Source organism: Altererythrobacter chaiwopuensis (assembly GCF_054957755.1).
The window spans coordinates 2114643-2134907 of record NZ_JBTXJG010000001.1 but is presented as its reverse complement, the minus strand read 5'-3'; the positions used below and the strand labels follow the sequence as shown (position 1 = coordinate 2134907).

Genomic DNA, 20265 nt, shown 5'->3' with positions numbered 1-20265 from the left:
ACATGACATGCGCTACCGGATCTTGTTCGTTTTGGCTGCAACGTCTGTGCTCGCTGCTTGCGGCGGTCCGGGGGACGAAGGCAAAGCGGGCGGTGACGAATCCGTCTCGATAGAAGATGTTGCTGCAAGGGCTAAGGCCAATGCTGTCAGGCCCAAGCCGGGCCAGTACCGGGTAACAATGGACGTCCTTGAAGTGAATATTCCCGGCGCTCCTGAAGGCACCGTCTCGATGATGCGTGACATGATGGGGGGACAGACACATACCTATTGCCTGCGCCCGGAAGACGTCGATAATGGCTTCGAGGAAATGGCGAGGCAGGGGCAGGAGGGCGATTGCAACTTCCAGCGCTTCGATGTCGATGGCGGCCGGTTCGACGCGCAAATGACCTGCAAGGACAGTGGGCAGGGCGCCATGACAATGACCATGACAGGGCAGGGCACTCCGACCAGTTCCGAAGTTGACATGACAATGAATGGCAACATGGCTGGCATGGGCGAATCCACCATTCGGATGAAGGCGCGGCATGAGCGGATCGGGGACTGCTAGCGCTTCGTCCGGGTACCCCCGGCGATAGGCGCGACCTGCCGATCAAGCCCGGATTTGCACTGATCAGGGTTATCGCTTGAGCATAAGCACTTACTATTGGCTCCGATCTGGAGCGAATTTGATATGCTGCTGCCGAGCGCCGATTGGCGCCAGCCATTTCAATTGCACCGAAATGGCCACAACTTGCAGTGAATCAGACATTTAGAGCAGGCAGCTTGGCCTGCATGGCTAACGCACAACCGCTTCACTTCATCGATCCGTCAAGCCGGTCACGGGCCGAACTTGCGCAGTTGGGTTTCGCGCTCGGGCACCATACGGAGGTCTATGGTGATATCGACGACCTTGCCGCCCATCCGCCGCGCGGAGGCATCATCCTGGCACGCGACGATGTGGTGGGCAAAGGTGTTGCCGCGATGATCGCCAGGCTGGGGCAGATCGGGGTGAGCCTGCCGGTCGTTGCGATGGCAGAATATGCTGAGGCAAGCCGGATTGTCGCCGCGATCAAGGCGGGTGCGCTCGATTATCTCACCATGCCGATCGAACCGGCGTATTTTGCCAAGGCGCTGGCGCGGATCGCCAAGGAAGCGCAAATCTATAACGAAGCGCAGCAGCGCATGATCGATGCGCGCAGTCGGATCGCCGGCCTTTCTTCCCGCGAGCGTGAAGTGCTCGACTGGCTGACCCGCGGCAGCAGCAACAAGACCATCGCGCGCGAGCTCGATATCAGCCCGCGCACGGTCGAGATCCATCGCTCCAACATGATGTCAAAGCTGGGCGCGGCGCATGCGGCGGAAGCAGTGCGGCTCATGCTTGAGGCGCGACTGGACGATGCCGCCTGAGCAGCGATCAGCGGCAGAAGCCGCCGCCGCCAATTTCCAGATGCAGGTGATCGCGATGCGCAGTATTGTACTGCGGCCCCAAGACCGTGCCGAAGCGCTTGCACGCACTGGCGTGCACCACGCGCAGGAATTCGCGTTCTTCGCGGCTCCCATCCGCCCATCCGCCCAGCACGCTGATGCGGCGGCCATCTGCAAGCACGAAGCCGGCGACATCGATTGCCTCAGCCGTGGCGTGGGCCGATCGGCGTTCAGTCCCCGCAACGTTGCGGCAGGTATAGCTGCCCATAGTCTCGATCCGGGCGATCGGACTGCCAAGAATCTGGCGGGCTGCCCGATCCACCCCGAACCGTGCCCATTCGGCAAACACTTGTGCCGTGCGGCACTGGACCGCGCCGATATTGCTCACGCCCAATTGCGACCGATCGCCGCGCACGGCGGACAATTGCACCGCGCCCGTAACGGCGCAGCCGGGGCCGTCAAAGCGATCGGGCAGGGCGGAGAAACGCGAACCGGTATCGTTCAGCCCTGCCAGGCACATTTGCGTATCGGGGTTGACGGCGAGCGGGCGGGGCGCCGATTGCGGTGCGCGGCGCGAGCTTTCAGGCACCGCACCGCAGGCGGCGAGTGCCGCAGTGGCCAGGAGAAGGAGAAGCTTGCGTGCGCACATGGCGGCAATTGTCCGCAATCATGGTTAATCAATGGTAAACGCGCGTTATTCAGGCAATTCTTCCGCAACCTGCTCCCACAGTTCGATCTTCACCCCGTCAGGATCGAGCACCCAGGCGAACTTGCCATAACCCTCGTCGACGTGGTCAAGCACCTTCACACCGCGCTTCTTGAGCAGCTTCAGGAAGCCGCCAAGATCGTCGACCCTGAGGTTGACCATGAAGCCGCCTGTTCCGGGCTTGAGATAGGTATCGTCCTTGAAATGGCTGATCAGCGAGTAGGGGTTTTCCTTGGGCTCATCCGCCCAGGCGAGCTGCGGGCCGTATGGCCCATCGATTCCCAGCTTGTCGCGATACCATTCGCGCGTAACTTCCGGGTCTTTCACGACATAGAACACACCGCCCAATCCGGTAATTCTGGCCATCTCCACTTCTCCTTCCGTCAGAAGGGGGAATGGACGATTGCGGGCTGGCTGGCGAGTCCCTTGTAGCGCTAGAACCGGGTTGTGAATTCGATCAGCGATTGCGGCATCAGATCGAGCAGGGCGATTTCAATCATCTTGTCCAATCCGGTCACGATCATCAATCCAACCGTCAGCAGCGCCGCACCGAAGATCGGCTTGGCGTAGCGGGCGATAGTTTGCATTGCCTGGCCACGTTCTTTCAAGGCACGGCGCGATCCATAGGCAAAGACGAGGATCGAGGACGCCACGCCCAGGCCGAACACCAGGAAGATCAGCATGCTGGCAGCGAGGTTTTCACCCTGGCTTGCAGCCGCAATCGCGACGCCCAGCGTGGGGCCAACACATGGCGCCCACACCACGCCCAGCAGCAAGCCGACCACGAATTGGCCGCCTGCGCCGTCGCCGCTTATCTTCTGCAGGTGCTGATGCCCGAAATTGGAAACGGGTGCAGCCGCAGCGCTGATCGCAGCCTGCATCCTTGGCATCAGCAGCACCGCGCCAGCCAGCGCCAACAGGGCCCCTGCGCCCAGCCGAACCACTTGTTCGTTGATGCCGATCGAGTAACCGAACGCAATCACGCTGAAGCCGAACAGCGTGAAGCTGGTCACCAGACCGGCCGATAGCGCCAGTGGCCCGGCCTTGCTCTTGCCCAGTGCCGAAGCGACCAGGATTGGCACCAGCGGCAGGACGCAGGGGTTGAGGATCGTCACCAGTCCGGCGACGAAAGCGAGCAACACGCTTGAAATCATGTCAGGCAGGCGAGCAGGCGGAATGCACCAGGAACGCCATCAGATCGCATCGAACACAAGCTTGCGCAGCCGGGTGCGGTCAGTCTCCGCGATTGAACGGGCCACTTCCTTTTCACCCTTGAACACCAGGATGGTCGACTGGCGCGGGATGCGGTGCGCGCGCAGGAAATCCTTGTCCTTGTCGAAATTGACCTTGACGAAGGTCACATTGGAAAGGCGCTTGTCCTTGCGCAATTCGTCAAGGATCGGTTCTTGCGCGCGGCAGGTGGGGCACCATGTCGCATAGACATCCACCACTATGGCATCGCCGGATTGCTGGGCCTTGGCAAAACCCTGAGCGGAATAATCGACCCATCCTTCACGCGAGTCGCTGGCTGCAAGACTGAATGCACCGAACATGAAAGAGGCGACGGCGGCAATGATGGCGAAAAAGCGTAGCATCAACAAACTCCGGTATTAAGCGGAGTCTATCTCCGCTCTTTACCCCCAGTTCGCCGTGGAGCTTCAAAAGGTTACAGCCTCAATAGCCGCTGGCCTGCCCGTCCTTGCGCATTTCGGTGGCCCCGGTCAGCACGCCGGTTTCGGGATCGCGCGCGATCGCCTGGTATCCGCCGAACATGATCCCGTTATCGACCACTTCGACATTGTGGCCCATCTCGCGCAGTCTGGTGACGGTCGACGCCGGAATGCCCGGTTCGACAAACAGCGTGCCGAGCGGATCCTTCGCGGGGCCGCTGGCGGGTTCGGTCGGCTGGCGCCCGCCATCATGATTGAGCCGTGCCGCATCGCCTGCCTCCTGCAGGTTCATGCCGTAATCCACCAGATTGATCAGTACTTGCACATGCCCCTGTGGCTGCATCCCGCCGCCCATCAGCCCCAGCGTCATGTATGGCTTGCCATCCTTCTTCACGAAGGCAGGGATGATCGTCTGGAACGGGCGCTTGCCCGGCGCATAGGCATTGGCATGCGCAGGATCGAGGCTGAACAGCTCGCCGCGATCCTGGAACATGAAGCCGAGGCCGTCAGGGGTCAGCCCGCTACCCATGCCGCGATAGTTGGACTGGATCAGGCTGACCATCAGCCCGTCCTTGTCCACCACAGTAAGGTAGGTGGTGTCGCCGGGCCCCTCCAGCTTGGGCTCAGGCATTGGGTCGCCCGGCGTGAATTCGGGCGTCGCCTTGTCCGGATCGATCAGCGCGAGACGCGCCTTGCCGTATCCGTCGCTCAGCAGCTCCATCGGGAAGGGCGCGTAACCTGGGTCGGCATAAAACTTTGCCACATCGGCATAGGCGAGGCGCTTCGCCTCGGTGATGTAATGGATCACTTCCGGGCTGCCGCGCTCCCATTGCGAGAGGTCGACGTTCTTGAGAATGCTGACCATCTGCAGCGCCGCGAAACCTTGCGAATTGGGCGGCAGTTCGCACAGCTCGTAACCCTTGCGATAGGCGGTGCAGGCGGGCTCGACCCATTCGCTGCGGTGGGCCGCGAAATCTTCCAGCGTATAGGCGCTGCCCTGCCGCTGGAGGTAATCGACCATCACCTGCGCGCTCTGGCCGCTGTAGAACTCGTCGCGCCCGTTTTGCGCGATCCGCTCCAAAGTATTGGCAAGGTCGGGATTCTTGAAGATCTCACCCGCCTTGGGTGCACCATTGGCGAACCATGTGGCCTGGGCATTGGTGAAATCGAACTGGTCGGCGCGGGCTTCGAACGCGCGCAGATTGCGTGCGAAATACTCGCCGATCACCGGAGCTATGGGGTGCCCTTCGCGCGCGTATTTGATGGTGGGCGCAAGTACGTCTGCCATCGGCAGCTGGCCAAAGCGGTTGTGCATTTCGAACCAGCCATCGACCGTGCCCGGAATGGTAACCGGCAGAGCGCCAAGCGGCGGCAGGCTGTCCGCCTCACCCAGCTTGGCCTTGAGCTGATCAAGCGTCTGGTTTTGCGGAGAACGGCCCGAACCGTTGAGGCCATAGAGCTTTTCGGTTGCAGGATCGTAGATGATCGCGAACAGGTCGCCGCCGATGCCATTACCGGTCGGCTCCATCAGGCCCAGCGCCGCATTGGCCGCGATCGCTGCATCCACGGCATTGCCGCCGCTCTTGAGGATATCGAGCGCGATTTGCGTTGCCAGCGGATGCGCGGTTGCCGCCATGCCGTGCTGCGCGTGGACCGGGCTGCGTGACCACGGCGCGCCCACCGGGCGCCCGCCGGGGCCGATCTGTTCGTGCACTGGCCGCGCCTCGGCCTTGTCGCCCGCGTGGTTGTCAGCCGCCAGCGGTGTGGCGAGCGCCATCGAGGCAAGCGCGGCAATGGTGAAGCGGGCGGCAGTCATAGCGGTCTCTCCAGTCTCTACAGCTTTTCGATCACGCACTCGGCGCAGGTGCTTCACCGGCCTTGCTGACCAGCACGATGGCCAGCCATGCAGCAATGAAGCCGGGCACGATTTCATACAATCCCTGGCCGCCAATGAAACTGGAATTCCAGCCCAGCGCGATCCATCCCGCCACCACCGCCGCGCCGGTGACCAGCCCGGCCAGCGCGCCGGTGCCCGTCATCCGGTCCCAGGTCAGCGAAAGTATGATCAGCGGGCCGAAGGCGGCGCCGAAACCGGCCCAGGCATTGGCGACCATGCCCAGCACTTCGCTGTCAGGGTCAGACGCAATCGCGATCGCCGCCAGCGCTACCAGTGCCACGCAGATCCGCCCGACATTCACCGCTTCGCGCTCGCTGATGTTCTTGCGCAGGAAAAGGCGGTAGAAATCCTCGGTCAGCGAGCTTGAGGAAACCAGCAATTGCGAGCTGATCGTGCTCATGATCGCGGCCAGCAGCGCGGCAAACAGGAAGCCGGTAATCAGCGGGTGAAACAGCAGGTCCGACAGGACGATGAAGATCGTCTCCGGGTCATCCAGCACGATCCCGTTGCGATGGGCATAGGCGCGCCCGGCAATGCCCACGCCCAGCGCACCAACCAGCGCCACACCCATCCACGCGAGCCCGATATTGCGCGCGGTGGCGATCTGCGCAACGCTGCGCACCGCCATGAAGCGCACGATGATATGCGGCTGGCCGAAATAGCCCAGGCCCCAGGTGACCGCGCTGATGAAGCCCATCAGCGTCAGCCCGTGGGTGAGGCTGAGGAACCCCTCCTGCGGCACCTCGAGCAGCGAGGCCCCGCCGCTGCCCCCTTCGCCGAACATCACCACCAGCGGCATCAGCACCAGCGCCACCACCATGATGCAGCCCTGCACGAAATCGGTCAGGCTCACGGCCAGGAAGCCGCCCACCATGGTATAGGCCAGCACCACCCCGGCGGTGATCCAGATGCCCAGCATGTAATCGCTCATTCCCGCATTGGGCAGGATCCCGGCAAAGGCGGTTTCGAACAGCTTGCCGCCGCCCACCAGCCCAGCGGCAGTGTAAACCGTGAAAAAGGCCACCACCACCACGGCAGAGGCGATCCGCAGCGCCACCGCCCGGTCAGGAAAGCGGTTGGCGAGGAATTCGGGGATGGTCAGCGCATTGCCCAGGCTTTCGGTCTGTGCGCGCAGCCGCGGGGCCACCACGATCCAGTTCGCCACCGCGCCAACAAACAGCCCGATGCCGATCCAGGCTTCGACCAGCCCGCCGGCATAAAGCGCACCGGGCAGGCCCAGCAGCAGCCAGCCCGACATGTCCGATGCCCCGGCGCTGAGCGCAGCCACGGCGGGCGGCAGATTGCGCCCGGCCAGCAGATAGCCTTCGCTGGTATCGGTCGAGCGCTTCCACGCGAACACGCCGATGCCGAGCATGAGGATGAAGTAAAGGGCGAGTGTTATCAGTGTTCCGCTATGCATGTTGGCAGCGGGTAACAGGCCGGGGCGGGCTTGACCACCCGCAGAGGGAAAACGGCGCGGCGATCAGGCTGCGGCCACGTGGCGGCCACGGGTCAGGGCGCTTTCCGGCAAGATGGAACACATGGAACACGGTCTTGATGAAGAAAAGCTGCGGCCTGCGGGCGAGCGCTTGCACGGCGGGGGAAGGGGGATCGACGCGGGGAAAGAGCGGGCGCTGATATAGCGCGGGCGCAGGGGAGTAGGAAAACGGGGCGGGGGAAGTCAGGAGCTTTGAGGCGCGAAGCGGGGGATCTGGTAATCGGGGCGTAGCCAGCGGATGTGGCCCTGTTTTTCCTCTGCGGCGCGGGCATGGTTGAGCGCGACGAGGCGGGAGACAATTTCTGCGGGCGGCAGATCGGCGGGCCAGCCATAGGCGGCGGCGACTGCAGCATCCAATTGTTCGTGAATACGGCCTACGATCCCGGCGCGCGCGGCATGGGCGCGGGATTTTTCGACCAGATCCATCTCTTCTCCGCGCCGCAAGCGGTCGCGCAGATTGTAGATTTCGGTCATGGTCAGGCCGGTCACTTCGTCCAGCGCCTGCTTGCGGGTGGCGTCGAGTTCTTCGGCGAGGTCGGCGATTGTGGAGCGCTGCTGCGGCGTGGGATCGGGGAAGGGGAAGGGGTCGAAGATTTGGGATTTGTTGTAGCGATGGCCTTGGGCAAATGTGGCGACACCCAGAAGGCTGCATTTGGCATAGGTCCATTGCAGGTGGGCCAGGCTTGAAAGCACACCCAGATGAAACGCATTGTCCTTGCAGATCGCGATCAGCATATTGTCGGGCAGGATTTCCGCATCGAGGAATTGAAATATCCGATGCTTGGCAGTCTCTACCGTTGCGATGTAGCGGTGCAGCCCTGCAAGTGCGGGTCGTAGTTCCTGTCTGGGCTTCCCATGCAGCCACCAGGTTTTAGCGTAGGCTTGTGCATCCTTGGTTGGTGATTTCTTTGTCTGTTCTACCCGCTGGACCAATACGGTTTCCATCAGATGCTGGTAAACTTCGGGGTAGCGCTGGCGCACTTCGGTTTCTGTAAGGCCGAACAGGTCGATCACCATTACCCCGCGCGAACGCTGCAACAAATCGCGCCCGTTGCGGTATGGCCGGATATAGTGTTCCAACCCTTCGCGCTTACCAAGGCCCAGATGTTCGGCTTGCTTGGGGGTGACGATGAAGCCTGAGCCGTGCAGCTTTACGCCGGGGGAAGCGAGTCCTTCATTCGCCAGAAGGGCGCTAACAGAAGTCACGTCCGCCCCCACAGACAGATCGGCATTGATCCGACCCGTCGTGCCTTGTTCCTCCAACATGGGATTGTCGGTTGTCAGCCCCTGTTCGCGGACAATCTCCACCAATTGCCCATCGCGGCTTCCCCGCTCGGCCACGGTCATGGCGATGCGCACGGCGGCGGCATCCTTGGTTGCCTTGGTCCAAGGATGATCGGGAATGGCGAGGATGAGCGAGAGGCCTGCCTCTTCGTCATCGCGAGCGCCGGAGGCGCGCGGCGATCCAGTTATCTCGCTGGATTGCTTCGCTTCGCTCGCAATGACGGGGCGGGGTTGGGCCAGATACCCCTCGATCACCCGGCGGCTAAATGTCTGGGTGATGGAATTGGTGGTGACGAAGCCGAAGCGGATCAGCGGGCTGCCGGAGGCGACCAGCGTATGCGCCGCGCGGTCCCACCATTGCATCACAAAATCGGCCGATTTGGGAACGCGCGGATTGGCGGCCCACAAAGCTTCGGCGTAATCGCCGCCAAGCTGGCTGCGAATATCCTTGCCGCCAATAAACGGCGGGTTGCCGACAATAAAATCCGCCTCCGGCCAATCGGGGATCACCGGATTGTCAGTGTCGGCCTCTCCCGTCGGCTTATGCCGCAGCACCGCATCATACCCGGCATGGCCGCCGAAGTTGATATTGCCGAATTGCTTGAGCACCGGAGTGGGCGCAGCTTCCGGATCGTTCTTCATGCGCCAACGCAGCCAGCCGATCCACAGCACCAGTTCGGCAATAACCGCCGCGCGCGGGTTCAGCTCCAGCCCCAGGAATTGCTGCGGCCCCACGCGCGGTTCGGCGTGTTCCCCCAATTGGCGCAGCGTTTCGATCACGTCGCTTTCCAGCCGCATCAGGTTTTCCATCGCGACATAAAGGAAATTGCCGGTACCGCAGGCGGGATCGAGCACGCGGATGGTGGAAATACGGTCATGAAATTCAGCAACCGCTTGGGCATCGCTCTGATCCAGCGCGGCCCATTCACCGTCCAGCACATCCATGATAGTGGCCTGCACCAGCCGTTCGACATAGGGGCGGGGGGTGTAGTGCGCGCCCAGCTTGGCCCGTTCGCTGGCGGTCAGCGCCTGTTCCAGCAGTGTGCCGAAGATGGCGGGTTCCACCTTGGTCCAGTCTGCCTTGGCCGCTTCCCACAATTCGCCGCGATCGGAATTGGACAGCTTGTAAGTTTGTGAAGAGGCGAACAGCCCGCCATTGAAATAGCGCACATCCCCGCCGATGGCAGAAGCATAGCGACCGCCTCCGTCATGGCCCATTACGGACCATAGCTGGCGCAATTCCGGTTCGAATGCGGCTTCGTTGCCGACAGCTTTTTCAAGGAAATCGGTAAAGCTGCGTTTGGGCAGCAGGCCGACATCTTCGGCAAACATGCAGAAGATAATCCGCATCAGGAACAGCGCAGTTTCCTCTATCGCAAGGCTGCGCTGGCTATCGGTCGCCTCGGCGGTTTTCTGTTTCTGGGTCGATTCGAGCCATTTGGAAACGTCGGCCAGCCGCCGCGCAATGCCGCGCGAAACTTCTGCCGACTGCGCGCGCGGATCAATGCTGGCCGGATCGGTCCAGATCGCGCGGAACAGGTTGCGGGTTTCTTCGTCCGCAAAGCGCTGGATCTCAAATCGGTAGCTGTGTTGATCGGGAAAATGCCCGTAGCCGCGCCCATTGCCTGAATAGTCGAAATAGACCTCGAACGCGCGCGCCACGTCGCACACGATCAGGAATGGTGGCCATGGGTGGTCGCCGGGAAGGTTGACGGCATAGCGCTTTGCCTGCGCCAGCGCACCGCGCATCAGCTTGTCATACTTGGCGCCTGAGGGGGAGGCCGGGGCGTTCTCCGCTGCGTCGAACAGTTCGGGCTGGTTCTTGGTGGCTTCGGGCAGTTTCGACTGCTTGGCCTCAAGGATGAAATGGCCGCGCTTGTAAAGATCGGCAAAGCCGACGCCGCCGCCAATCGCACCGCCGGGGATGGGGCCATCGAACTGATAGTCACCCAGAACACCACCATCGGCGACACCGGGAACCGGCAAGTCGAGCGCCTGGCAGAAATCATTGACGAACTGGCCGTAATTGGCCCGTTCAGCCCCGCCCTTGACCCCGAGCCATTTGGCAATGAATTCGTCCACCGTCACCCGTACAGTGGTGGCCTGTGAAACTGGATTTGTCCAGCAGGCTTGGGTGTTTAACCCTCAGCCCTTGCGGCGGGCCTTCTTGCGTTCGTGCGGATCAAGGATCGCCTTGCGCAGCCGGATGCTCTTGGGCGTCACCTCGACCATCTCGTCATCGTCGATATAGGCGATCGCCTGTTCCAGGCTCATCCGCCGGGGCGGGGTCAGGCGGATCGCGTCATCCTTGCCCGATGAGCGGACGTTGGAAAGCTGCTTGGCCTTCATCGGGTTGACTTCCAGATCGTCAGGCTTGGCGTTCTCGCCGATGATCATGCCTTCATAGACCTTGACCTGCGCACCCACGAACAGCTCGCCGCGTTCTTCCAGCATGTTCAACGCATAGCTGACCGTGTCGCCATCGCCGTTGGAGATCAGCACGCCGTTGTTGCGCCCTTCGATCGGGCCTTTGTAGGGGCCGTATTTCTCGAACAGCCGGTTCATGATGCCGGTGCCGCGCGTGTCAGACAGGAATTCGCCGTGATAGCCGATCAGCCCGCGGCTGGGGGCGGAGAAGGTGATACGGGTCTTGCCCACGCCCGAGGGGCGCATTTCGGTAAGGTCGGCCTTGCGGCGCTGCATCTTCTCGACCACGGTGCCGCTGTGTTCGTCATCAACGTCGATCACCACGGTTTCGTATGGCTCGAAGCGCTGTTTTCCCTGGGGCCCGTCTTCCTCGCGGAACAGCACGCGCGGGCGCGAAATACCCAGCTCGAAGCCTTCGCGGCGCATGGTTTCGATCAGCACGCCCAATTGCAGTTCGCCGCGCCCGGCCACCTCGAAGCTGTCCTTGTCATCGGCCTCGGTAACGCGGATGGCCACATTGGTTTCGGCTTCGCGCAGCAAACGGTCGCGGATCAACCGGCTGGTCACCTTGTCGCCCTCGCGCCCGGCCAGCGGGCTGTTATTGACGGCAAAGCGCATCGCCAGCGTGGGCGGATCGATTGGCTGCGCGGCAATTGGTTCGCGCACGGAAGGATCGGCAATGGTGTTGGCAACGGTGGCCTTTTCGAGCCCCGCCAGCGCGATGATGTCACCCGCCTGCGCGCTCTCCACCGGCACGCGCTCAAGCCCGCGAAAGCTCATCAGCTTGGTTGCGCGCCCGGCTTCGACCACGTTCCCGTTTATGTCGAGCGCATGGATCGGATCGTTGACCTTGAGCCTGCCGGACTGCACCCGGCCGGTGAGCACGCGGCCCATGAAATTGTCACGATCGAGCAGGGTGGCGAGGAAGGTGAAGGGGCCGTTTTCGTCCAGCTGCGGGGCCGAGACATGGTTGACGATCCGTTCAAACAGCGGGGCCAGCGTGCCGCTGCGCGCGTCCTGATCGTCGCTGGCATAGCCATCGCGGCCCGAGGCATAGAGCACGGGGAAATCGAGTTGATCGTCATTGGCGTCAAGCGACACGAACAGGTCGAACACTTCGTCCAGCACTTCCTGCGGGCGGCCATCGGGGCGATCGATCTTGTTGACCACCACGATCGGCCTGAGGCCCAGCGCCAGCGCCTTGCCGGTGACGAACTTGGTTTGCGGCATCGCGCCTTCGGCGGCATCGACCAGCAGGATCACGCCGTCGACCATGGACAGGATGCGCTCAACCTCGGCGCCGAAATCGGCGTGGCCGGGCGTGTCGATGATGTTGATGCGGTTGTTTTCGCCATCATGCTCCCATTCGACGCTGGTGCATTTGGCAAGGATGGTGATCCCGCGTTCCTTTTCGAGATCGCCCGAATCCATCGCGCGTTCTTCCACCCGCTGGTTGTCGCGGAAGGTGCCTGACTGGCGGAACAACTGGTCGACCAGCGTGGTCTTGCCATGGTCAACGTGGGCGATGATCGCAATATTGCGAAGCGAACGGGACATAGTGAACTTTCGAACGGATTGAAGGTGGCGGCATGTTGCGCCGCACAATGCTGCGCGCCCCTAGCCGATGCGTGCGCCCGCGACAAGCGGTGTGAGATTGCCTCACTGTGTCGCCATGGCAACACGCGCAACTGCCGATTGCGCCGCGAACGGATGATTCTTGTGCTGTTTCAGCGATCTCTCTAAAACGATTACATTGACCGGTGGGAAAGGCTGCGTTGCAGCTTCTCTCATACCCACCCCTCGCCGGTCATATGAGAGAGGAGATTTCATGCGTTATCAATTGACCGGCGGTGCTGCCGGATTGCGCCGCCGTGCGCTGCTTTGCAGCGTTGCAGCAATCGGCCTTGCCTTGCCTGCGGCTGCCCATGCGCAGGACGCGGGCGATGACGAGGCCGGGAGCGAACAAGGCGAATTCGCCAGTGACAATGTTATCATCGTTACCGCAACCAAGCGCGAACAGACGCTGCAGGAAACCCCGATTTCGGTTTCGGTGACATCGGGCGAGACGCTCGAACAGGCGCAGATCCGCGACGTGCTCGATCTGCAGTCGGTGGCGCCATCGCTGCGCGTCAGCCAGTTGCAGAACTCGTCATCTTCGACCTTCATCATTCGCGGGTTCGGCAATGGTGACAACAACTTCGGGATCGAGCCTTCGGTTGGCGTGTTCATCGACGGTGTATTCCGCTCGCGCTCGGCATCGTCGCTCAACGATCTGGCTAATGTCCAGCGCATCGAAGTGCTCAACGGCCCGCAGTCGACGCTGTTCGGCAAGAACGCTTCGGCTGGTGTGATTTCGGTCGTCACGCGCGAGCCGCAGTTCACCTTCGGCGGCAGCCTGGAGGCCGGCTACGGCAATCGCAATGATATCCGCGTGAAGGGCGACATTACCGGCCCGCTCAGCGAAACACTCGCCTTCTCGCTCGACGGCAGCTACAACAAGCGCGACGGTTACGCACGGATCGTCAACCTCGATGAAGAACTTTCTGATCGCGACCGCTGGACCGCGCGCGGCCAGTTGCTGTTCGAACCGACCGCTGACCTGCGCATTCGCGCGATCGGCGATTATTCACGCATCAACGAGGCATGCTGCACCGTCAGCACGCTGGTCGCAGGCCCGACCGCGCCAGCCATCTTCGCTGTTGGCGGCGCGCTGAGCACCGATTTCTTCAGCTATGACGTTTTCCTGAACAAGGTTCCGGAAAACAAGGTCGACAACTATGGCGGCTCGGTCCAGGTTGACTGGCAGACTGGCCCGCTTTCGGTAACCTCGATCACAGCTTATCGCGAATTGCAAAACTTCGTTGACCAGGATGTCGATTTCACCAGCGCCGACATTGTCAGCGAGATCCGCGATCAGGAAGTGAATACCTTTACGCAGGAACTGCGGATCGCATCGGATTTCGATGGCCCGATCAACTTCCTGCTTGGCGGCTTCTATTTCGATGAAAAGATCAACCAGGAAAGCGAACTGAACACCGGCGCGGCGGCGCGGCCGTTCTTCTCGCTGCTGGCGGGTAATCCGCTGGTGTTCAACGGGGTGGAACAGGCGCTGGGCCTGCCGCAGAACAGCATTTTCTCTGCCGGGGCGCTTACCGCAGAGAGCTATTCGATGGACAATACATCGTGGTCGATCTTCGGCACGGTGGATTTCGAGCCGCTTGATGGCCTCGTGCTGACTGCCGGTTTCAACTATACTGACGACAAGAAGGATTTTGCCCTGTCGGGCCAGGCCTTCGATGAACTGGCCAACATCAATCTGGTCGATGCCTTCATCGCCGGTGCGATCGGTAGCACCGATCCAGCGGTGATCGCGGCCTTTGCACAAAACAATCCGGCGGCCTTCGCCCAGATCGCCGCACTGGCGACCGATCCGACGCAGAACCCGTTGCTGGGCCTGATACCGTTCCAGTTCCAGCCGCCCTTCCTCAACACCCCCAATGCGGTTGAGGATGGCAAGACCCGCGATGATGATTTCAGCTACACATTGCGTGCGGCCTATGAATTATCCGGCAATGTGAACGCCTATGTCAGCTATGCCACCGGCTTCAAGGCGAGCTCGGTCAATTTGTCGCGCGATAGCCGCCCGGTATTCGGTGATTTCATCCCCGGACCGCTACGTTCGACCATCCTTGCGCCATCCTCGCCAATTCGCGATGCCGGGCTGGCGGTGCCGAACCTGGGCACCGGTTCGCGCTTTGCCGGGCCTGAACAGGCCAAGGTGTGGGAAGTGGGTGTAAAGGCCCAGTGGACGGGGCTGAGCATCAACCTGGCGCTGTTCGACCAGACGCTCAAGGGTTTCCAGAGCTTCCTGTTCACCGGCACTGGCTTCCAGCTCAACAATGCGGGCAAACAGTCGGTCAAGGGCTTCGAACTCGACACCCGTATCCAGCCGGTAGACAGCCTGGTGTTCACCTTCGCCGCAACCTATCTTGATCCGCTGTTCGACAGCTTTACCGAGAGCCCGGTGGGCGATCTGTCGGGCCTGCGTCCGGGCGGGATCCCAGCGTGGAATCTCGCTACCTCGGCAACACATACCTATGAGTTTGCTGCGGGCACCAAGCTGGTCAGCCGCATCGATTATTCGCATGAGAGCAACACGCGGATGAACAATGGGTTGCCAACCTTCGGGCCGAACAATTTCCAGCGCGAAGTAAACCTGGTCAACGCTTCGATGACCCTGGCGCTTGAAAACGGGTTCGAAATCGGTGCCTGGGCGCGCAACCTGCTCAATGACAAATACATCATCGCGGTGTTTGATGGCGTTGCGCAGGCCGGCACGGTGTCTGGCTATCCCAGCCAGCCGCGCACCTATGGCGGCGTGGTGCGTTACAAGTTCTGACGTCAATCGCTTCAAAACCAATTGCGAAGGGGCCGGTGAGAACCGGCCCCTTTTTTATTGCCAGATCGGCGAGCTTGTGATGAACTGCCCCAGATAACTGATATAGGGGGGAATTATGCAGATCAGCGTGTCTCAAATACTTTCGAAGACAGCCGAAATCACTGGATCGCGGCTGGGCGGTCTGATCGGAATGTGGCTGACGTTTTTTGCCATGCAGATCATTTTCATGATGATTGCATTCGGCGCATTCGGCACATCGATGGCTGCGCTTGGATTGGCTGCCGGAGCGCAAGACATGGGCGCAATGGGCATGGGGATGGGCATCGGCATGATGTTCATGATGTTCCTTTTATATCTCGTCTATTTCTACCTCTACGCAGCACAGTCGGCTGCGATGAGCCGGCTCGCTTCCCCACTGCTCAACCCCAATTTCGGCGAGGCTTTGACCGGCGGGTTCGTCAGCGGGATCAGCCTGATGGGTGCCTTTGTGTTGCTCGCGATCGGCTATTTCATCGGTGCGATCGTATTGGGGCTTGTCGCGGGGGTGCTGTCATTGCTGGGGCCGGTGGGCGCGGTAATCTCTGCCGTCGCGCTGATTGCGGCGCTGCTGTACCTGGCCGCCCGGCTGTCAATCCTGGCGCCAGTGGTTGCGGTTGACGGGGTGCGAAATCCTGTAACTGCCATTGCCCGTGCGTGGCAGCTTACGGGTGCCAACGTTGTGAACATCCTGCTTGCATTACTGGTGCTGATTGCCGGTTCGCTGGTATTGTTCGCGATACCCTTTGCGCTGTTCTATGGCACGATCGAAAGCCTGGGCGAGGGGGCAGTCGATCCCGCCTCTGCCATTGGTTCGATGTTCGGAATGTTTGGCCTGTTCGCGCTGGTCGGCGTGATCGTTACGGTGGTCGCATCGGTGATGATCGCGGTGATCCATGCCGGGGTATCGGGCGCCCAGGCCGAGCATCTTGAACGGACCTTCGAATAGGGCCGGGCGGCTGCCTCTAAAGTTCGCGCAGCGCGCGGGCGGGTTTCGCATTCAGCAATGGTAGCGACCCGCCCAGCGCAAAGGCGAGCACCAGCAGCAGGCCCAAGCCGAGCACGGTGAGCACCGCCCCCCAATCCGGCAGCCAGTCGAATTCGAACAGCTGGGTGATTACGAACCATGCGAGCGCAGAGCCAAGCGCAAGCGCCACCACTGCCAGCAGCAGCGCAAGCAAGCCGTATTCAGCCAGCTGCATACCCAGCACCTGCCGCCGGCTTGCGCCCAGCACGCGCAGCACCACCGTGTCATAGGTGCGCGAGGCACGCGCGGCCGCAATCGCGCCCATCAGCACCGCCAACCCCGCCAGCACCGCCACAGAGGCCGCCGCCAGCGTTGCTGCGCCGACCTGCTCCAGAATTGCGCGCGCCTCGACCAGCACCTGGCCGATCTCGATCACCGAGCTTGAGGGGAAGCGCGCCACCATCTGGCGCAGCAACTCGCCTGATTGGCCGTCATCAGCGAGATCGATGGTCGCGGCCAGATTATGCGGCGCATCGGAAATCGCATTGCTGGAAAACACCAGCACATAGTTGAACCCCATGCTTTCCCAGTCGATCACGCGCAGGTTCGCCACGCGCACATCGCGCTCGATCCCGAGCACGCCGATAGTAAGGTAATCGCCGATTTCCAGGTCGATCGCACGGGCGAATTCCGCGTCCACCGATACCAGTGGCTCGCCGCTATAGCCTTCGTCCCACCATTCCCCCTCGACCAGCGAGTTTCCCGGCGGCAGTGTGTCGGTATAGGTCAGCCCACGTTCGCCGCGCAGTGCCCATGCGCCATCGGGGATCTCCTCCAGATCCGCCACGCGCACCATGGCACCGCTGGTGCCAAAGGCGAGCACCGATCCGCGCAGCGTAGGCACAGTGCGTATTTCGGCAGCGGGATCAAGTTCAGTCACCAGCTCGCGGAAATCGCCTTCGCCGTCACGCGGGATGTCGAGCACGAAATAGTCGGGTGCCTCGCGCGGCACGCGGCTTTCGATATTGCCGTCGATCGCGCTTTGGATCGCGGCCAGCAGGACAAAGGCGGCGAGGCCAAAGCCGAGCGCAGTCACCAGCGCGCCGGTGGGCGCACCGGGCCGGTGCAAATTGGCAATCGCCGCGCGCAGCAGCGGGTTGTTTGTGCGCGGGGCGCGCCTTGCGGCAAAGCGGATCGCCAAGCCGATCAGCGCCAGCGCAATCAGCGCGCCGCCCGCACCGATCAGGAACCCGCCCGAAAGCATGGGCTGTGAGGTTGTGAGCAGGGCAAGCGCGCAGATCGCCGCAATCCCCGCCGCGGTCCAGGCGAGCGCACGCCAGTCACGCGCCAAGGGCGATACACGGGCCCGCATCAGCGCCATCGCCGGGAATGCGCGCGCGCGCAGCAGCGGTGCGGCAGCAAAGGCGAAGGCAACCAGCAGGCCGTAAGCCCCGGCCAGCAGCAGCGGGGCAGGCTCGATCACGAAGCCGCTTTCCACCGGCAGCAGGTCTTGCAGCGCCAGGCCCAGTAGCGGAGTGACCAGGACGCCGGTGGCGATGCCCGCCGCGCTCCCCGCCAGCGTCGCCGCGCCGACCTGCATCCCGTAAATTCGCACGATATCCGTGCCTGATGCGCCCAGCACCTTGAGCGTGGCAATCGAATTGCGCCGCGCGTCTAGGTAACTCGCCACCCCGCCGCCGATGCCGATCCCGGCAATCACCAGCGCGGCCAGGCCCACCAGAGTCAGGAAATCGCTCATATTGCTGACAAAGCGATCCGCACCGGGCGAAGCGCGGTCACGATCACGGAAGTCGAAGCCGGAATTGGGGAAGCGCGCTTCAATCGCTCCGCGCACGGTATCGGGGTCTTGACCGCTATCGAAAGCTATCCGGTACTTGCTCTCATAGAGCGTGCCGGGCGCGATCAGGCCGGCGCGGTAGGGAAAATCATCGGCTACGATCACCGTCGGGCCAAGCTGGAAGCCTTCGGACAGGCGATCAGGCTCGTTGGCGATCACGCCTGCCGCTGTCAGATCGGCCGTACCGACGCGGAAGCTGTCGCCCACTTCGATACCGAGCCGGTCGAGCGCGCCCTGGCCAAGCCAGGCCTGGCCATCCGCAGGCGCGCCAACGCTGCGGCCATCCTTGAGCGTCAGCGTGCCGAAAAGCGGCCATTTGTCATCGACGGCTTTCAGTTCCACCGGTGCGGCGGCGGCGGGCGTGCTCGCCATGGCCTGCATCCGCGTGCCGCCGGAGATCGCGCCGTATTCCGACAGCGCCGCTTTCTCCTCATCGGAAAGGTCGCGCTGCCACACTTCGACCTCGAGATCGCCGCCGAGCAGTTCCTGCCCGCGATTGGCCAGTTCTCGCTCGATGGAGGAGGTCAGCGTGCCAATGGCGGCCAGGGCTGCCGTGCCCAGGAAAATGCACACCAGCAGCAGGCGCAGCCCCTTGAAGCGCGCATTGAGATCGCGCCGGGCGATGCGCCAGGCCATGCCCCAGGAAAGAGCTGTGCTCATGCGGCGGCGCAGGCGGAAGCGGAGTCGGACACGATCACCCCGTCAGCCATGGTCACCACCCGTTCGCAGCGTTCGGCCAAGGCGCGGTCATGCGTGATCATCAGCAAGGTCGCGCCTGTCTCTGCACGGCGGGCGAGCAGCAGTTCGATAATGTCGTGCCCGGTTGACGCATCGAGATTGCCGGTCGGCTCGTCGGCAAAGATCAGCTCGGGCCGCGGCGCGATTGCGCGGGCAATTGCCACGCGCTGCTGTTCGCCGCCCGAAAGCTGGGTGGGGTAATGATCGAGCCGGTGGCCCAGGCCAACCGCCTTGAGTTCGGCAACCGCCCGCTCGCGCGCGTCAGAGACACCGGCCAGCTCCATCGGCGTGGCGACATTTTCTGCCGCAGTCATGGTGGGCAGCAGGTGGAAAGCCTGCAGCACGATGCCGATGCGGCCGCGCCGCGCCTGTGCCAGCCCGTCCTCGTTCATGGCGGTGAAATCGGCGCCAGCCACCATCAAAGCGCCGCTGCTGGCACGCTCTAGCCCTGACAGCACCGCCATCAGCGAGCTTTTGCCAGAACCGGACGCGCCGAGCAGCGCGACCACTTCGCCAGACGCAAGATCAAGATCGATCCCGCGCAGGATCTCGACCGGCGCAGCATTGCTGCCCAGCGTGAGGGTGAGGTTACGGGCGGAAATTGCAGGAGAGGGGCTTGTCACGGGTTCGCATTCGCATAGGGCTGGGGGCCGCACAAGGAGACTTGCAGATGGCAAAAGACGTTTGGTCGATCATTCTTGCACTTATGCTTGCGGCCTGCGGATCGGAAGCGCCCGCCGATACGGTGGCGGAAGCTGGTTCGGATACCAATGCGGCAGAGGTGGCGACGGTTCCCGTAATGGGGCCCGAGCGGACAATTCTCGCCTTTGGTGACAGCCTGTTCGCCGGATACGGCGTGGGCAAGGAGAACAGCTATCCCGCGAAGCTGGCAGCCGCGCTGCGCGCGCGCGGAGTGAATGCGAAAGTCGCCAATGCGGGAATTTCAGGCGATACCAGCGCTGCCGGATTGCAGCGCCTCAAATTCACGCTCGACGCGCAGGAAGAAAAGCCCGATCTTTTCATCCTCGAACTGGGCGGAAACGATTTGCTGCGCGGCATTTCGCCCGATCAGACACGCAGCAATCTTGCCGTAATGCTGGGTGAGCTGAAGGCGCGGGAAATCCCGGTATTGATCATGGGGATGCGCGCGCCGCCCAATTACGGGCCTGAGTATCAGGCGCAGTTCGACGCGCTTTATGCCGATCTGGCGCGCGAATATGGCGCGGCACTGATCCCCTTCTGGCTCGAGGCGATCTATCAGGATCCCTCGCTGTTCCAGGATGACCGGATCCACCCGACCGAAGCGGGGCTGGAGGAACTGGTCGCAGCGACGGTGGACCAGGTCGAGGCGGCGCTGCCGGAGGATTGAGCTCGCTCACTT

Annotated in this window: 15 protein-coding genes; 5 read left to right on the top strand and 10 right to left on the bottom strand. The window is 62.3% G+C overall.

Going from position 1 to position 20265, the window contains the following annotated elements; all coding sequences use genetic code 11:
• The first annotated feature begins 7 nt into the window (after positions 1 to 7).
• Positions 8 to 547, top strand: a complete 540-nt coding sequence (locus ACX2DJ_RS10505; RefSeq protein WP_462572478.1) for a DUF3617 domain-containing protein — start codon at positions 8 to 10, stop codon at positions 545 to 547.
• Between the two features lie 224 nt (positions 548 to 771).
• Positions 772 to 1386 carry a response regulator transcription factor gene (locus ACX2DJ_RS10500; RefSeq protein WP_462572477.1) on the top strand — a complete coding sequence of 205 codons (615 nt, stop codon included), beginning with the start codon at positions 772 to 774 and terminating at the stop codon, positions 1384 to 1386.
• A 7-nt stretch (positions 1387 to 1393) separates the two neighbouring features.
• Here ACX2DJ_RS10500 and ACX2DJ_RS10495 read toward each other — a convergent pair whose 3' ends face one another.
• From ACX2DJ_RS10495 to typA, 8 genes are all read right to left on the bottom strand, one after another.
• Positions 1394 to 2053 carry an extensin family protein gene (locus tag ACX2DJ_RS10495; protein WP_462572592.1) on the bottom strand — a complete coding sequence of 220 codons (660 nt, stop codon included), beginning with the start codon at positions 2051 to 2053 and terminating at the stop codon, positions 1394 to 1396.
• Between the two features lie 45 nt (positions 2054 to 2098).
• Positions 2099 to 2476, bottom strand: coding sequence for a VOC family protein (locus ACX2DJ_RS10490; protein ID WP_462572476.1), 378 nt, complete (start codon positions 2474 to 2476; stop codon positions 2099 to 2101).
• 68 nt (positions 2477 to 2544) lie between these two features.
• Positions 2545 to 3264, bottom strand: a complete 720-nt coding sequence (locus ACX2DJ_RS10485; RefSeq protein ID WP_462572475.1) for a cytochrome c biogenesis CcdA family protein — start codon at positions 3262 to 3264, stop codon at positions 2545 to 2547.
• 39 nt (positions 3265 to 3303) lie between these two features.
• Complete coding sequence (locus tag ACX2DJ_RS10480) at positions 3304 to 3705, bottom strand: thioredoxin family protein (protein WP_462572474.1); 402 nt, start codon at positions 3703 to 3705, stop codon at positions 3304 to 3306.
• Positions 3706 to 3784: 79 nt separating this feature from the next.
• Positions 3785 to 5596 carry a gamma-glutamyltransferase gene (gene ggt, locus ACX2DJ_RS10475; RefSeq protein WP_462572472.1) on the bottom strand — a complete coding sequence of 604 codons (1812 nt, stop codon included), beginning with the start codon at positions 5594 to 5596 and terminating at the stop codon, positions 3785 to 3787.
• 31 nt (positions 5597 to 5627) lie between these two features.
• Positions 5628 to 7097 carry a sodium/proline symporter PutP gene (gene putP, locus ACX2DJ_RS10470; protein WP_462572471.1) on the bottom strand — a complete coding sequence of 490 codons (1470 nt, stop codon included), beginning with the start codon at positions 7095 to 7097 and terminating at the stop codon, positions 5628 to 5630.
• 261 nt (positions 7098 to 7358) lie between these two features.
• Positions 7359 to 10547: a class I SAM-dependent DNA methyltransferase gene (locus ACX2DJ_RS10465; protein ID WP_462572470.1), complete on the bottom strand. Its 3189-nt coding sequence runs from the start codon at positions 10545 to 10547 to the stop codon at positions 7359 to 7361.
• A gap of 57 nt (positions 10548 to 10604) precedes the next feature.
• On the bottom strand, positions 10605 to 12443 hold the full coding sequence (gene typA, locus ACX2DJ_RS10460) for a translational GTPase TypA (protein WP_462572469.1): 1839 nt from the start codon (positions 12441 to 12443) through the stop codon (positions 10605 to 10607).
• 271 nt (positions 12444 to 12714) lie between these two features.
• On the opposite strand from typA, the gene ACX2DJ_RS10455 reads away from it, so the two are divergent.
• Complete coding sequence (locus tag ACX2DJ_RS10455) at positions 12715 to 15285, top strand: TonB-dependent receptor (RefSeq protein ID WP_462572468.1); 2571 nt, start codon at positions 12715 to 12717, stop codon at positions 15283 to 15285.
• A gap of 115 nt (positions 15286 to 15400) precedes the next feature.
• On the top strand, positions 15401 to 16270 hold the full coding sequence (locus ACX2DJ_RS10450; protein WP_462572467.1) for a hypothetical protein: 870 nt from the start codon (positions 15401 to 15403) through the stop codon (positions 16268 to 16270).
• Positions 16271 to 16286: 16 nt separating this feature from the next.
• On the opposite strand, the gene ACX2DJ_RS10445 is transcribed toward ACX2DJ_RS10450, so the two are convergent.
• A complete protein-coding gene (locus ACX2DJ_RS10445) occupies positions 16287 to 18806 on the bottom strand; it encodes an ABC transporter permease (RefSeq protein WP_462572466.1) in 2520 nt (839 codons plus the stop codon).
• Entirely contained in the window at positions 18803 to 19507 is a 705-nt protein-coding gene (locus tag ACX2DJ_RS10440) for an ABC transporter ATP-binding protein (RefSeq protein ID WP_462572465.1), read from the bottom strand. Before ACX2DJ_RS10440 ends, ACX2DJ_RS10445 begins: the two co-directional genes overlap by 4 nt.
• A gap of 47 nt (positions 19508 to 19554) precedes the next feature.
• Here ACX2DJ_RS10440 and ACX2DJ_RS10435 point away from each other — a divergent pair, with 47 nt between their 5' ends.
• Positions 19555 to 20253: an arylesterase gene (locus tag ACX2DJ_RS10435; protein WP_462572464.1), complete on the top strand. Its 699-nt coding sequence runs from the start codon at positions 19555 to 19557 to the stop codon at positions 20251 to 20253.
• Positions 20254 to 20265 lie beyond the last annotated feature (12 nt).